9 protein-coding genes are annotated in these 15,335 nt (G+C 61.9%); 4 read left to right on the forward strand and 5 right to left on the reverse strand.

Translation table 11 applies throughout. The features are described from left to right. The first annotated feature begins 38 nt into the window (after positions 1-38). The gene (locus ACS4RR_RS06005) at positions 39-893 is read left to right on the forward strand and encodes a LysR substrate-binding domain-containing protein (protein WP_456189813.1); all 855 of its coding nucleotides are present in this window, start codon (positions 39-41) and stop codon (positions 891-893) included. 54 nt (positions 894-947) lie between these two features. On the opposite strand, the gene ACS4RR_RS06010 is transcribed toward ACS4RR_RS06005, so the two are convergent. Continuing rightward, entirely contained in the window at positions 948-2,000 is a 1,053-nt protein-coding gene (locus ACS4RR_RS06010) for a threonine aldolase family protein (RefSeq protein ID WP_222280394.1), read from the reverse strand. Between the two features lie 539 nt (positions 2,001-2,539). Here ACS4RR_RS06010 and gltB point away from each other — a divergent pair. Together gltB and ACS4RR_RS06020 are read left to right on the forward strand one after the other, a co-directional pair. Continuing rightward, positions 2,540-7,264, forward strand: a complete 4,725-nt coding sequence (gene gltB, locus ACS4RR_RS06015) for a glutamate synthase large subunit (protein WP_260109425.1) — start codon at positions 2,540-2,542, stop codon at positions 7,262-7,264. Between the two features lie 227 nt (positions 7,265-7,491). Continuing rightward, positions 7,492-8,946: a glutamate synthase subunit beta gene (locus ACS4RR_RS06020; protein WP_170259814.1), complete on the forward strand. Its 1,455-nt coding sequence runs from the start codon at positions 7,492-7,494 to the stop codon at positions 8,944-8,946. A gap of 93 nt (positions 8,947-9,039) precedes the next feature. Here the strand turns inward: ACS4RR_RS06020 and ACS4RR_RS06025 are convergent, their stop codons facing one another. From ACS4RR_RS06025 to ACS4RR_RS06035, 3 genes are all read right to left on the reverse strand, one after another. Continuing rightward, a complete protein-coding gene (locus tag ACS4RR_RS06025; protein ID WP_456189814.1) occupies positions 9,040-9,615 on the reverse strand; it encodes a GNAT family N-acetyltransferase in 576 nt (191 codons plus the stop codon). 115 nt (positions 9,616-9,730) lie between these two features. Continuing rightward, the gene (locus tag ACS4RR_RS06030) at positions 9,731-10,969 is read right to left on the reverse strand and encodes an SGNH/GDSL hydrolase family protein (RefSeq protein WP_222384558.1); all 1,239 of its coding nucleotides are present in this window, start codon (positions 10,967-10,969) and stop codon (positions 9,731-9,733) included. Positions 10,970-11,143: 174 nt separating this feature from the next. Continuing rightward, entirely contained in the window at positions 11,144-12,367 is a 1,224-nt protein-coding gene (locus tag ACS4RR_RS06035; RefSeq protein ID WP_222384559.1) for a lytic murein transglycosylase, read from the reverse strand. A 204-nt stretch (positions 12,368-12,571) separates the two neighbouring features. Between ACS4RR_RS06035 and galU the strand changes: the two genes are divergently transcribed. After that, positions 12,572-13,459 (forward strand): UTP--glucose-1-phosphate uridylyltransferase GalU, encoded by an 888-nt coding sequence (gene galU, locus ACS4RR_RS06040; RefSeq protein ID WP_003542870.1) that lies wholly within the window; start codon positions 12,572-12,574, stop codon positions 13,457-13,459. Positions 13,460-13,674: 215 nt separating this feature from the next. Here the strand turns inward: galU and ACS4RR_RS06045 are convergent, their stop codons facing one another. Then, positions 13,675-15,216: an outer membrane beta-barrel protein gene (locus tag ACS4RR_RS06045; RefSeq protein WP_456189815.1), complete on the reverse strand. Its 1,542-nt coding sequence runs from the start codon at positions 15,214-15,216 to the stop codon at positions 13,675-13,677. Positions 15,217-15,335: the final 119 nt, after the last annotated feature.

Consider the following 15,335-nt stretch of genomic DNA (forward strand, 5'->3'; position numbering starts at 1 on the left):
CAGGATGCAAGGAATAACAGTTATCGAGAAACTGGATCATGCTAGACCTTTCGCAATTGCGCAGTTTCGTTGCTGTCGAACAGATGGGCAGTTTCACGCTCGCGGCAGAGAGGCTCGGCCTCGGTCAGTCGACCGTCAGCCAGCACATCCAGCGGCTGGAGACGGCACTCGGGCGCAAGCTGCTGGCGCGCGACACGCATAAGGTGATGCTGACCGGCGATGGCGAGGCGCTGCTGTTGCATGCGCGCGCCATGCTTTCGATCGAGGGGCGGATACAGTCGCTGTTTAAGAACAACAGCCTGCGCGGCAGCCTGCGGCTCGGCGTGTCGGAAGATTTCGTCACCAGTCAGTTGCCGGCGGTGCTCGAGGATTTCGTTCGTTCGCACCCCTCCGTCGACCTTGAGCTGACTGTGGCGCTTTCCGGCGTTCTCTACGAGATGCAGGACAATGGCGAGATCGATCTGGTGCTCGCCAAGCGCCGGCTCGGCGATGCGCGCGGAAAGCTCGTCTATCGCGAGCCGCTCGTCTGGCTGGCGCGTGATCCAGAGCGTGTGCTCGCCTCCGGCCCTCTGCCACTGATCGCCTTTCCGCCGCCGAGCGTCACGCGAGTGATCGCGCTCGAAGCGCTCGGTCGAAACGGGGTGCCGTGGAGGATCGTCTGTACCTGCGGCAGCTTGAGCGGGCTGACGGCAGCGGCCCGGGCCGGGATGGGGGTGCTGGTGCAGCCGCGCAGCATGGCGCCCTCAGGGCTGAAGGAAATCACTGCGGGAAGACTTCCGGTGCTGGAGGATGTGGAATTCGTGCTGGTTCCGCGCAAGGGCGCGAACCAGGCGCTGGTCTCGGCCCTGTCGGAGGATATTCTGCAGAAGGTGAGGGGGCTGAGGTCGGCGTGAGTCCTTGCCGGCAGCGAAAGGCCCGCCGGGCCGGCAAGCCTTTCGCGCCGGCGATCAAGCGGCCAGGCATTTCAGGAAACCATCGACATCCGCTTCGGTCGTCGCGAAGCTGGTGACGAGGCGGATCAGGGTTTCGCTTTCGGAAACGAGTTCGGGCGTTGCCGCCGGGACCGGCCATTCGTAAAATTTCGCGCCCTTTTCCTCCGCGGTTTTTACGGCACTTTTGCTGACGACGGCAAAGACTTCGTTGGATGCGGTCGGCCAGGCGAGGCGGGCGGAATTGCTCGTGCCGATGCCGGCGCGCAGCCGGTCGGCCATGCCGTTCGAATGACGGGCAAGATCGAGCCAGAGGCCGTTTTCGAAATAGGCGTCGAACTGGGCGGCGATGAAACGCGACTTGGAGAAGAGCTGGGCGGCGCGCTTGCGGATGAAGGGCATTTCCCGCGCCTGATCCGGATTGAAGAAGACGATCGCCTCGGCGCACCAGCAGCCGTTCTTGGTGCCGCCGAAGGAGAGCATGTCGACGCCGCGCTTCCAGGTCATCTCGGCCGGGGTGGCGCCAAGTGCGACCAGGGCGTTGGCAAAGCGGGCACCATCCATGTGGAGCGGCAGGCTGCGCTTTCTGGCGATGGCGGCGATCTCGCCGATCTCCGGCAAGGAATAGACGGTGCCGATCTCGGTCGCCTGGGTGATGGTCACGGCGCTGGCGCGGCCGTGATGGACGGCGTCCTCGGGAAAGGTTGCGATCTTTTCAGAAAGCTTCGCCGGATCGATCTTGCCGGCTTCGCCGTCAACGGCAACGAGACGGGCGGCGCCGGAGAAAAATTCCGGCGCACCGCATTCATCCTCGATCACATGGGCTTCCGAATGGCAGAAGGTGATGCCGCCGGGGCGCTGGACGCTTGCGAGCGACAGCGAGTTGGCGGCTGTGCCGGTGGCGACGAAGAAGATCGAAACCTCACGCTCGAAGATCTCGGAAAAACGAGCTTCGACCTTTCTGTCGAGATCGCCGGCGCCATAGGCGGCGGCAAAGCCGGTCGATTCCGTCAGCAGACGTTCGGCAATGGATTTGTGGGCGCCGGCCCAGTTATCGGAAGCAAAGAACATGTGGGGAAACCGTTGGAAAGGAAGGGGTTGGCAAGTCCGCAGCGGACATTACGCCAAAGCTTCGCAGGATCAAGGTTGTCGCCGGCGACACATCACGGAAATTGAACTACGCAATCAATAAACAAAATAATACGTTACAACGTAATTTTCTTTCGTCATCGCCGCTACATAGGCAATCTTCCGTCGCAAATTGACGTTTTTTGACGGAGCGCTCTTGCAGAGCCGAATGCTTTCTGGCATAGAACTGATGAATTAGGACAGTGTTGCTGTCCTATTCTGGCCTTTATGACCGAAGAGGCGCCGAAAGCCCTGGAACAGACCGGCTTTCACGCTATAGTTCTTCCGAGCGTCAAGCCTTAAGGGGTGGCGCGCGGAGGCGAATGGCAGGCGCGGAACGCGACGGTTTGCTTTCCTTTAAAGCAGATGTCTGCGGCCGATCTTCACAATGCAACAGCGCTGTCATGCGCCGAACCTATCTTCGGGTTGCGGCGCGGGACGAAAAGCCGCCCGCGACCGCGCGGGCTTCGACAGGAGGAAAGATGATGACGAAGACGCCATCCATGGAAGTTGACCGGTTTGCTGCTGCTGAGCTGCGCGCGACGGCCAATATGTCCAAATCCGCCTCCGGCCTGCCGAAGAAGCAGGGCCTCTACGATCCGCGCAACGAACATGATGCCTGCGGCGTCGGCTTCGTCGCCCATATGAAGGGTGAGAAGTCGCACCAGATCGTCAAGGATGGCCTTTTCATCCTCGAGAACCTGACGCATCGCGGCGCCGTCGGCGCCGATCCGCTGATGGGTGACGGCGCCGGCATCCTGGTGCAGATCCCCGACCGTTTCTTCCGCGAGGAGATGGCCGAGCAGGGCATCACCCTGCCGCCGGTCGGCGAATATGGTGTCGGCCATATCTTCATGCCGCGCGATGAAAAGCAGATCGAGCATTTCAAGAAGGTGATCAAGGACGTCATCACCGAGGAAGGTCAGGTCTTCATCGGCTTCCGTGACGTGCCGGTCGACAATTCCTCGCTCTCCAAGGCGCCGGCCATTGCCGCAACCGAGCCGCATCATGTGCAGGTCTTCATCGGCGCCGGCGAGGACGCCGAAAACAACGACGAGTTCGAGCGCCGGCTGTTCACGCTGCGCAAGGTGATCTCCAACCGCATCTATGACGAGTTCGACGGCGAGGAGAGCAATTTCTATCCGGTATCGCTGTCGTCGGCGACTGTGGTCTACAAGGGCATGTTCCTGGCCTATCAGGTCGGCGTCTACTACAAGGACCTGTCGGATCCGCGCTTCGAAAGCGCGGTCGCCCTGGTGCATCAACGCTTCTCGACCAACACCTTCCCGTCGTGGAAGCTCGCGCATCCCTACCGTATGGTCGCCCATAACGGCGAGATCAACACGCTGCGCGGCAACGTCAACTGGATGGCGGCGCGCCAGGCGTCGGTCTCCTCGCCGCTGTTCGGCGAGGACATTTCCAAGCTCTGGCCGATCTCTTACGAGGGGCAGTCGGACACGGCCTGCTTCGACAATGCGCTCGAATTCCTAGTGCGCGGCGGTTATTCGCTGGCGCATGCCGTGATGATGCTGATCCCGGAAGCCTGGGCCGGCAACCAGTCGATGACGGCCGAACGCAAGGCGTTCTACGAATATCATGCGGCGCTGATGGAGCCCTGGGACGGGCCGGCTGCCGTCGCCTTCACCGACGGCAAGCAGATCGGCGCGACGCTCGACCGCAACGGCCTGCGGCCGGCGCGCTACCTGGTCACCGATGACGACCGCGTCATCATGGCGTCCGAAGCCGGCGTGCTGCCGGTTCCGGAGGAGAAGATCATCCAGAAGTGGCGCCTGCAGCCGGGCAAGATGCTGCTGATCGATATGGAAGAAGGCCGCATCATCTCCGACGATGAGGTGAAGTCGCAGCTGGCGACGGCGCATCCCTATCGCAGCTGGCTCAACCGCACCCAGCTGATCCTCGAAGACCTGAAGCCGGTGGAGCCGCGGGCGCTGCGCCGCGACGTGTCGCTGCTCGACCGCCAGCAGGCCTTCGGCTATACGCTCGAGGATACACGCATCCTGATGTCGCCGATGGCGACGACGGGCCAGGAGGCGATCGGCTCGATGGGCACGGATACGCCGATCTCGGCGATGTCGGAAAAGCCGAAGTTGCTCTACACCTATTTCAAGCAGAACTTCGCGCAGGTGACCAACCCGCCGATCGACCCGATCCGCGAGGAACTGGTTATGAGCCTGGTTTCCTTCATCGGCCCGCGGCCGAACATTCTCGACCACGAGGGGGCGGCGAACGCCAAGCGGCTCGAGGTTCGTCAGCCGATCCTGACCAATGGCGATCTCGAAAAGATCCGCTCGATCGGCCACACGGAAGATCGTTTCGACACCAAGACGCTCGATTTCACCTATGACATCGAGCGTGGTGCCGAAGGCATGCCCGAGATGCTCGACCGGCTCTGCGAGCGCGCAGAGGCGGCCGTCAAGGGCGGCTACAACATCATCGTGCTCTCCGACCGCCAGATCGGGCCGGACCGGATCGCGATTCCCGCGTTGCTCGCCACCGCTGCCGTGCATCACCATCTGATCCGCAAGGGGCTGCGCACCTCGGTCGGTCTCGTCGTCGAGACCGGAGAGCCGCGCGAGGTCCACCATTTCTGCCTGCTCGCCGGCTACGGCGCCGAGGCGATCAACCCTTATCTTGCCTTCGACACGTTGCTCGACATGCATGCCAAAGACGAATTCCCGAAGGAAGTGGATGCTTCCGAAGTCGTCTACCGCTACATCAAGGCAGTCGGCAAAGGCATCCTCAAGGTCATGTCGAAGATGGGCATCTCGACCTACCAGTCCTATTGCGGCGCGCAGATCTTCGATGCGATCGGCCTGCAGTCGGAACTGATCGACAAGTATTTCTTCGGAACCGCGACGATGATCGAAGGCGTCGGCCTCGAGGCGATCGCCTCAGAAACCGTCGCCCGCCATAACGCGGCCTTCGGCACCGATCCGCTTCTTGCCACGACGCTCGACATCGGCGGCGAATATGCCTACCGCATGCGCGGCGAAAGCCATGCCTGGACGCCGGATGCGGTCGCGGCCCTTCAGCATGCCGTGCGCGGCAATGCCGAGGACCGTTACCAGGAATTCGCGGAGATGGTGAACAACTCGGCGCTGCGGATGAACACGATCCGCGGGCTGTTCAAGATCAAGAGCGCCGAAGCGCTCGGCCGCAAGCCGGTATCGGTCGACGAGGTCGAACCGGCGGCCGATATCGTCAAGCGGTTCTCGACGGGCGCAATGTCCTTCGGCTCGATCTCCAGAGAGGCGCATACGACGCTGGCGATCGCCATGAACCGGATCGGCGGCAAGTCGAACACCGGCGAAGGTGGTGAGGAATCCGACCGCTACATGCCGCTGGCCGATGGTTCGATGAACCCGGAACGTTCGGCGATCAAGCAGATCGCCTCCGGCCGCTTCGGCGTCACCACCGAATATCTCGTCAATGCCGACATGCTGCAGATCAAGGTGGCGCAGGGCGCCAAGCCCGGCGAAGGCGGCCAGCTGCCCGGTCACAAGGTCGATGCGACTGTTGCCAAGACCCGCCACTCGACACCGGGTGTCGGCCTGATCTCGCCGCCGCCGCACCACGACATCTATTCGATCGAAGATCTGGCGCAGCTGATCTACGATCTGAAGAACGTCAACTCGACCGCCGATGTTTCGGTCAAGCTCGTCTCGGAAGTCGGCGTCGGCACGGTTGCCGCCGGTGTCGCCAAGGCACGCGCCGACCATATTACGGTCGCCGGCTTCGACGGCGGCACGGGTGCGTCGCCGCTGACGTCGCTGAAACATGCCGGCAGCCCCTGGGAAATCGGCCTTGCCGAGACCCAGCAGACGCTGGTGCTGAACGGGCTGCGCTCGCGTGTCGCCCTGCAGGTGGACGGTGGGCTGAAGACCGGCCGCGACGTCATTATCGGCGCGCTGCTCGGAGCCGACGAATTCGGCTTTGCCACCGCGCCGCTGATTGCCGCCGGCTGCATCATGATGCGCAAGTGCCATCTCAACACCTGTCCGGTGGGTGTGGCGACCCAGGATCCGGTGCTGCGCAAGCGCTTCAAGGGCGCGCCGGAGCACGTCATCAACTATTTCTTCTTCGTCGCCAACGAAGTGCGTGAAATCCTCGCCTCGCTGGGCTTCACCCGGCTCGACGAGATCATCGGCGCCTCGGAGCTTCTGGAGAAGGACGAGATGCTGAACCACTGGAAGGCGAAGGGCCTCGATTTCAGCCGTATCTTCCACAAGGTCGACGCTCCCAAGGAAGAGACCTTCTGGACGAGCCGGCAGAAGCACCCGATCGACGATATTCTCGACCGCGTGCTGATCGAGCAGGCGCAGCCGGCACTGACGGCCAAGACGCCCGTCGCCTTCGAAGTCGGCATCAAGAACGTCGACCGGTCGGTGGGCGCGATGCTTTCCGGCGAGGTCGCCAAGCGTTATCGCCATCGCGGTCTGAAGGAAGACACGATCAACGTGACGCTTCGCGGCACGGCGGGGCAGAGCTTCGGCGCCTTCCTGGCGCGCGGCGTCACTTTCAACCTGATCGGCGACGGCAACGACTATGTCGGCAAGGGCCTTTCGGGCGGCAAGATCATCATCCGGCCGCCGGAGAATTCGAGGATCGTGGCCGAGGACTCGATCATCGTCGGCAACACCGTGCTCTATGGTGCGACTGAGGGCGAATGCTATTTCCGCGGCGTGGCGGGCGAACGTTTCGCCGTGCGCAATTCAGGCGCGATCGCCATCGTCGAAGGTGTCGGCGACCATGGCTGCGAATACATGACCGGTGGCGTCGTCGTCGTGCTCGGCGCCACGGGCCGTAACTTCGCAGCCGGCATGTCCGGCGGTGTTGCCTACGTGCTCGATGAAGCCGGCGATTTCGCCAGCCGCTGCAACATGGCGATGGTCGAGCTCGAGCCGGTGCCCGAGGAGGACGACATGCTGGAGAAGCTGCACCACCACGGCGGCGACCTCATGCACAAGGGACGCGTCGACGTCTCTGGCGACATGACGCGCCATGACGAGGAGCGCCTCTACCAGCTGATCTCCAACCATCTGCACTATACCGGCTCGGCCCGCGCCACTGAGATACTCGACAACTGGGCCGACTACCGTCCGAAGTTCCGCAAGGTCATGCCGGTCGAATATCGTCGTGCGCTCGAGGAAATGGAGCGCAGCCGGATGGGCATCGCCGCGGAATGAATGGCACCGGGACATCCGTCACCTGCTGACTGCAGGTGACGGATGACGACAATATCTCAATGACCCGTGACGATCACGCCGACGACGAAGGCTGTTCAGATCGCACGGATGTCTTGCAGGGGATATGATCCAATGACGGTCAAGACAAGCAACTTGCCCCGGGTACCGGGACTGACGATAGACAGATTGGCTGCGGTGAGGCAGTCATGAGGGTAAGGGACGAAAACATGGGTAAGGTAACAGGGTTTCTGGAAATCGACCGGCAGGTGGCGAAGTACCAGCCCGCGTCGGATCGTATCCGTCATTTCCGCGAGTTCACGATCCCGATGTCGGACCCGGAAGTGCAGAAACAGGCCGCGCGCTGCATGGACTGTGGCATCCCCTATTGCCACGGCCCGACCGGCTGCCCTGTTCACAACCAGATTCCCGATTGGAACGACCTCGTCTACAACAACAACTGGGAAGCGGCGATCCAGAACCTGCATTCGACCAACAACTTTCCAGAGTTCACCGGTCGCGTCTGCCCGGCGCCCTGCGAGGAAGCCTGCACGTTGAACCTCGAGGATGCGCCGGTCGCCATCAAGACGGTCGAACAGGCGATCGCCGACAAGGCCTATGAGCTCGGCTTCATCCGGCCTCAGCCGGCCACGGTCCATACCGGCAAGAAGGTCGTCGTGATCGGCTCCGGCCCGGCGGGTATGGCGGCCGCCCAGCAGCTCGGCCGCGCCGGCCACGAGGTGCATCTCTACGAGCGCGAGACGAAGCCGGGCGGACTGCTGCGTTACGGTATTCCGGATTTCAAGATGGAGAAGAACTTCATCGACCGCCGCGTCGAGCAGATGAAGGGCGAGGGTGTCACCTTCCATTGCGGCGTCAATGTCGGCGTCGACGTCAAGGTCGAGCAGTTGCTCGCCGATCACGACGCCGTCCTCTACTGCGGCGGCTCCGAGACGCCGCGCGAGGCGGGTATCCCAGGCACCGACCTTGCGGGCGTGCATGATGCGATGCCCTATCTCGTGCAGCAGAACCGCCGCGTCGGGCGCGAGAACATCGACAGCGTCGGCTGGCCGTCGGACCCGATCCTTGCCGGCGCCAAACATATCGTCGTTGTCGGCGGCGGCGATACGGCTTCGGACTGCGTCGGCACGGCCTTCCGCCAGGGAGCCGTCAAGGTTACCCAGCTCGACATCCGGCCGCAGCCGCCGGAGAAAGAAGACAAGCTTGCCGTCTGGCCTTTCTGGGCGACGAAGATGCGCACCTCCTCCTCGCAGGCCGAGGGTGCGGTGCGTGAATTCCAGGTGGCCACTCTTGAATTCGTCGGCGAAGACGGAGTGCTGACCGGTGTCAAATGCTGCGAGGTCGATGAGCGCCGGCGGCCGGTTCCAGGCACGGAATTCGTCATCCGCGCCGATCTCGCCTTCATCGCCATCGGTTTCCGCGGCCCGTTCACAACAAGCGTGCTGAAGGAGCTCGACGGCAAGCTGACGCTCAACACCGACAAGCGCGGCTCGACCAACGTCGTCGCCAACGACCGCGACTACAAGACTTCGGTCGACAAGTTCTGGACGGCGGGCGACGTGCGCCGCGGCCAATCGCTGGTGGTTTGGGCGATCCGTGAAGGCCGCCAGGCAGCGCGCGCCATCGACGAGGAATTGATGGGCTCGACCGTGCTGCCCAACTGACCATCGGCTGCGCACACTTCCCGAAGACACGAACTCCGCCTTTCCGGCGGAGTTTTTTGATTTTGGCGCGAAAGCCAGAACATGCGAAATGGGCTAGGTTGGTCTGCGCTTAAACCGCGCCTCCAAGTCCATTTCCATCACGACGTCGGTCTGCAAGTCGTCGCCGACCGCAAACGTGGTGCTCCCGGTTGCCGCAAATCCGGCCCGCTTATAGAACGCTATTGCTCGCGCGTTTCGCTCGAAAACGGTTAGTTCAAGTCGCGTAACGCCGCGTTGTGCCGACTCACTCACAACCGTATCGAGAAGATCGTTCGCCAATCCGCTTCCTCTCCATTCGGCATCTATGTAAATCCGGTTGAGAAGAGCCGAGCGACTTTCGGTTGACCCCACAACGACTTGTGCAAATCCGATGATGAGATCATCGGTCGTCGCCAGGAAAACAGCGGCTGAGAGATCGACAATCTCCGCTTCCTGACGTTCCCTGTTGAAATTCTTATAGATATAGGCGTCAAGATCGGCGGCTGCCGTGTTGCTGCTGTAGGTTGCACGGAATAGCCTTGCGGCGAATTTGAACAAGGCTCCCGCATCCGATTGGCACGCGCGTCTGATCACGAAAGAGCCCATCAACCCAATGCCTGCCAATGCTTGATTGAATTTCGGCGACGTCACGAAAGTGGATGTCCTGAGACGATCGAGGCATAAAATGTCTTACGCAGACGTTCTTTGCAAGGATGCCGCCCGCAAAGTCCCGCTGCGAGCACGTTTGGACCTCAGACGGCGCTATTCACTTGACCGAGACTTCGGCCGGCGCTTTTGCCACAGGCAGGCGGTAATCGTCGACGCGGCCGGGAGGTGCTGGCGTCATTTCGCCCTGCTCGACCAGGAGATCGCGCGGCGATCGCGTCAAAGTCGGCGGCGGCGGCCTGGCGCCGAGAAGCTCGGCGCCGCCGTCGAGATTGGGATCGGAGAGACTGATCGGCACGGTATGTTCGACCGGATTGGCTGGAAGGCCGAGACCGGGCAGATTGCTGGAGTCGAGCCGGACCAGGTCGGGGCTTGCCTGCGTACCGAGAAGACGCCGCGCCGGTTTTTCCACATAGAAGGCAAGTTTGCGCCGGCCGGCCTGGGTCAGGTTGATGCCATCGGAGGTGCGCAGGCGCACCTGCTGACCGTTCACATCCGAACCGGTGACGATGAAATTGCCGTTTTCATCGACGAAACCATCCCAGATATCGACGAATTCGCCGCCGATGCTTTCGACCTGGTTGCGGTAAAGCTGATTCATCTGGACGGCATCGGCCGTCATCGAATCGGATTCGAAGGCGGGAAGGCCGACCCAGAGCAGCGGGATCTTGCGGCCGGTGACTTCCTTGCCGAAGGAAAGGACACGACGGCGGTATTCACTGAACCAGCCGTCGGTACGGAATTTTTCCTTGGCGGTGTCGGTCACCATCTGCTGGCGGTCGTTGGCGCCGATCATGACGACGACCATTGCCGGCTTCAGCTCGTCGATCATCTTCGGCAGCTGTTCCGGCCAGTCGTAATAATCGTCGCGGACAAGACCCGAGGAGACGTTGCCGCGGGCTTCGACGACCACACCCGGTGAGGTCTCGAAGGCGGCGGTGAGGCCGTCGCCGAGGCCGCTGGCCAGGAAATCGCCGACGATCAGGATCGTCCGGGCGTCGCCGAGCTTTTGCACCGCCGGCTCCTCCTGTATGGGAGCGCGGACCGGCGGCGCGGTGCGGGTACTGATGATGGCCTTCGGCGCCGGCGGGCGTTTGCGCTGCTGGCGTCTCGGCTGCTGGACGTCAGGGGCTTGCGGCCCGTCATCGAGATAGCGCCGGCCGAGAAAGAAATCGAGGATCGATCGGCGTTGATAGCGCTGCTCCTGGGCTTCGGCGACATGCACCGGCGCAAGGGCGCCAAGGCATAGCGAAGCCGCCGTCAAGGCGAGCACGAGCCAACGGATTTTACGGGTCCGATCAGTTTTCTCAGTCATGGGCAGTTCCGCATCTGCCGGCATCTTGCACGCTGGGTAGGCCAGCGTCCACCCCCGCTCTTATCTAGGTCACGGTTCTGCCTGTTGTAGAGCATCATGCCGAAAAGTGTGTGGGGTTTTCGGGCGGTATCATGCCCTATTTCCTTGATTCAAATGCGGATTGAGATTTCCGGCCAATTCGGCCGGGATCATCCCGATCTAGCGGCGCAATGCGTTCAGAAGCGGCAAGGAGGGCTCGCCGTCCGGCTGCATGCCGATGCGCGACTGCACGGCTGATATCGCCGCCTTCGAACCCGAGCCGAAATTGCCGTCGACCTCGCCATTGTAGTAGCCGAGTGTCTTCAGGCGGGTCTGCAGCTCAAATTTCTCGGTGATATCGAGGGCACCGTCCGGCCGCGGCCAGCGCTGCTGCATGCCGCCGTAGCCGGCGATCTGGTCGGCCAGCAGACCGACGGCAAGCGCGTAGCTGTCCGAGGCATTGTAGTTTTTGATGGTGAGGAAGTTGGCGGTCATCAGGAAGCCCGGGCCACTGGGCCCGGCCGGCATCTTCAGCACGGCCTTGGTGGCGCTCTCGCGGAAGGCCTTGCCGTTCGGGCGGGTCAGGCCGAGTGCTGCCCATTGGGCCAGCGTATGGGTCTTGCCGGCCTGCTGGGCGACTGCGGCGGGAACGACGACCTCGTAGCCCCAGGTCTTGCCTGCGTCCCAGCCGTTTTTCATCAGGAGGTTGGCCGAGGTCGCCAGCGCGTCGGGGATCGAGTTCCAGATGTCGCGATGGCCGTTGCCGTCGGCATCGACGGCATAAAGCAGGTAGCTTGTCGGAATGAACTGGGTGTGGCCCATGGCGCCGGCCCAGGAGCCGGTCATCTCGCGTGCCGGCACATCGCCGTTCTGCAGGATCTTCAGCGCGGCGACCAGCTGCTTCTTGGCGAATTTGGCCCGGCTCGGATCGGCATAGGCAAGTGTTGCCAGGGCGCGCGGCACGTAATGCAGCCGGTCGTCCTTGTCGAGGACCGCGCCGTAATTCGATTCCATCGACCAGATGGCCAGCAATATGGTCTTGTCGACGCCGAACCGCTGCTCGATCGCAGCGAGCGTTCTTGCGTGCTTGACGGCCATCTCGCGGCCGATCTTGACCGTATAGGGATTGACGCGGGAATCGATATAGTCCCAGATCTTCGAGGTGAATTCCGGCTGGTAGGCCGCCTTTTCGAGCACGGTCGGATCGGGCTCGCTCACCCCGGAAAAGGCCTTTTGATAGGTTGCCTTACTGATGCCACTCTGAGCGGCAGTCTGGTAAAAATCCGCGATCCATTTCTGGAAGCGGGAATCAGCTTTCGCGTTGTCGGGGACCAGTGCCACCTGGGCGGCGACAACGAGGGCGAGAGCAAGACCACGAAGGGAGTTTTTGTGATTCTGGGTCATCGACAGTCGTATCCGTCATCTTCAGTTTCCGGTGCAGCGGGGCATCATGTCCGCCCAGACCCGAGACTACAGGAACGGAGTCAACAAATTCTTTACCATGGCGACCCGCTGCGGTCACCATTTGCAAAACAGTAGCAATTCTATACTAGTTAAAGCTAAAAAACTCCATTTCCAAAGCGATATGATCGAAGCAGGAGGCCGGGTGTGGCTCAACACAACAAAGTTCGTAAAGCAGTATTTCCGGTTGCCGGGTTGGGAACGCGATTCCTTCCGGCGACAAAGGCTGTTCCGAAGGAAATGTTGACCGTCGTCGACAAGCCAATCATTCAATATGTCGTCGATGAGGCGATCGAGGCCGGGATCGAACATCTGGTCTTCGTCACCGGACGCAACAAGCACGTCATCGAAGATTATTTCGACATTCATTTCGAGCTGGAACAGACGCTGCGCGAGCGCGCCAAGAAGGCGGAAATTACCCTTCTCGCCCAGCAATTGCCGAAGGCCGGGACGGTGAGCTTCACTCGCCAGCAAGAGCCTCTTGGCCTCGGCCACGCCGTGTGGTGCGCCCGCGAGATCGTCGGCGACGAGCCCTTCGCACTGCTGCTGCCCGATATGATCATGAAGGGCGACAAGGGCTGCATGAAGGGCATGATCGACCTCTATGCCCAGAGCGGCGGCAATATCATCGCCGTCGAGGAATGCGCGCCGGACCAGGCGCATAAATACGGCATCGTCGGCGTCGGCGAGGCGATCGGCGACGGCTTCCGCATCACCGGCATGGTGGAAAAGCCCGCCAAGGGCACAGCGCCTTCCAACTTCTTCATCAACGGCCGCTATATCCTGCAGCCGGAGATCTTCAAGATCCTCGAAACCCAGGAGCGCGGCGCCGGCAACGAGATCCAGCTCACCGACGGCATGCTGAAGCTGCTGAAGGAACAGGATTTCGCCGGCTACCACTTCCGCGGCGCGACCTATGACTGCGGCGCCAAGGACGGCTTCATCCTGGCAAACGTCGCCTTCGCTCTCGAACGCGCCGATATCCGCCCCTCCGTCGAAGGCGGCTTCAGGGAACTGCTGGCCGGCCTGAAGTAAGGTTGCTGCTCAGCGCAGATTCAAAGTGATAGAGCGCCGCGCTTCCTATCGGACGCGCGGCGCTCCCATTTTCCCGATGCAAGCCGCTCCCGCACTTTTGCTGGAGTTGTTCTAAAGCGCGTCGCGATCTTTCAGATTCGCTCCTTGCACTTTAGGTCCTTGTTTTTACGCATGTCGTTGTCGCAAAATCGCGGCACACTTTTGCGCGACATGCTCTAGCGTTTCAGCTTGAGACCGACGCCGGCGCGCCATTGCTGCGAATCGGTGCCTTCCTTGCGCGTCGTCAGCTCGTAGCCGAGCGTGCTGGTCAGATCGAGATAGCGGTTGATGTTCCAGGTCAGGCCGGTTGCTGCGGTATAGACGAGCTCGTCGTTGATGGTGCTGTCGGTGGGATAATCGCGCCATATCACCCCGCCGATCATGGTCCCGACCAGATTGTCGCGCAGCTGGTGAGTGACCGTCGTCGTCAGCGCGTGCGAGACGTAGCCGCTTTCGCCTGCCGTGGTCGATGGCTGGATGCTGGTCTGCAGATCGAGATCGACATCGGTGCCGCGGATCGGCGACCAGAGCAGGCTCGCATCGAGCGTGGCGGTATCGATCGAGGACAGGCGGCTGTCTTCGAAATCCGCCATCTCGTAGCCGACGCCGACTTCACCTTTCAGCTTTTCACCGAGATCGACCTCGACGCCTGCCTTGGCGCCATAGCTATGGCCGGAACGCTCGTAGCCGGCGGAATCTTGCGTTTCGTCATAGACCGTGCGGCCGATGTTGGCCTCGATGAAGGGGATGAGCGCGGGTGACAGTTCGTAGCCGACACGGCCACGCAACGTGCCCGTCGTCTGATTGCGGTCGCTGAGGGAGACGGTCGTGCCGTTCGAAAGTTTAGCGTCCGAATAGATCGAGCGTGTCAGCGCAAGTGCAGTCGTGCCGCGCAGGATCCCGAAATCGCGCTGGACGGAGGCGCCGGCCGAAAATTCCTGGACGTCCGACTGCTGCGCGGCGTTGGTGATCGCGTCGGGATCATCGGTGTCCTCGCGGTAGAAATTATAGCCGGCGATGAGGTGCGCCGTGGTGTCGTCGGGAAGATCGAGCCTGAGATCGCTGTTGATCTTGAAGGAGGGCTGTTCCTCACCCTCGCCGCTGACATTCTTCTGCCAGGCGCCTTCCGAGGTCACGGTCAACTGATGCCGGCCCCAGTCCGAGGTCAGGGTCGCTGCTGCGTCCGTTTCAAGAAAGGCGCGCCGTTGCGTGGTATTGCCGTCCTTGGTGGTTTCAGTGTTGATGCTCTGGGTGACGCTCGGGCGGAGCACGAACGTGCCGATCGGGATTCCCGGCGTTTCCTCTTTCGAGGCGCTTTCGGCAGCCCTGCGGCGTGGCAGTGTCTCGTCGAGCGGCGCTTCACGGGTGTTCAGCCGGCGTATGTCCTCGTCGAGGATGGAACCGGTAATGTCGTCGCCCGCTTGTGCATCGGGTATGGCGGGCCGCTGCTGGGTATCGTCCGCGTTTGCGGTCGTGCCGTTTGCCGCGGGAGCGGCGGTATCGTCGGTCGCGTCATCGAAACCGGCGACGGATGCGGCGCTGTACGTGGTGCGATTGTCCTGGGAGGCGGCGGAGCGGCTGCTTGCCGGTTGCGCCGAGGCGGATTGCGCGAAGGCTGCCGTCTGACTGAGAAGCAAGCAGCCGAACGCAACAAAAGAGACGGCACGGCTCATGGCGCGGAGCGGCGTCACACTGCTCGTCTGGTTTGGCTGGGCCATGCAATTCGCGCCTGACATGCTTTCGGTTCTTACCCAAAGGTAAAGCCTCGTGGTTAATCATTCGTTGCTGTCGGCGGGTACTGTTCACAGTTCGGAAAGAGTGCGGGTCGGAAAGAGTG

Source organism: Rhizobium zaerense (genome assembly GCF_051810725.1).
In the GTDB taxonomy this organism is placed as follows: domain Bacteria; phylum Pseudomonadota; class Alphaproteobacteria; order Rhizobiales; family Rhizobiaceae; genus Rhizobium; species Rhizobium leguminosarum_I.

Coding starts and splice junctions, on each gene's coding strand:
- ACS4RR_RS06045 (WP_456189815.1), bottom strand. CDS start 15,216: ATGGCCCAGCCAAACCAGACGAGCAGTGTGACGCCGCTCCGCGCCATG.
- ACS4RR_RS06005 (WP_456189813.1), top strand. CDS start 39: ATGCTAGACCTTTCGCAATTGCGCAGTTTCGTTGCTGTCGAACAGATG.
- ACS4RR_RS06030 (WP_222384558.1), bottom strand. CDS start 10,969: ATGCCGGCAGATGCGGAACTGCCCATGACTGAGAAAACTGATCGGACC.
- ACS4RR_RS06035 (WP_222384559.1), bottom strand. CDS start 12,367: ATGACCCAGAATCACAAAAACTCCCTTCGTGGTCTTGCTCTCGCCCTC.
- ACS4RR_RS06010 (WP_222280394.1), bottom strand. CDS start 2,000: ATGTTCTTTGCTTCCGATAACTGGGCCGGCGCCCACAAATCCATTGCC.
- gltB (WP_260109425.1), top strand. CDS start 2,540: ATGATGACGAAGACGCCATCCATGGAAGTTGACCGGTTTGCTGCTGCT.
- ACS4RR_RS06020 (WP_170259814.1), top strand. CDS start 7,492: ATGGGTAAGGTAACAGGGTTTCTGGAAATCGACCGGCAGGTGGCGAAG.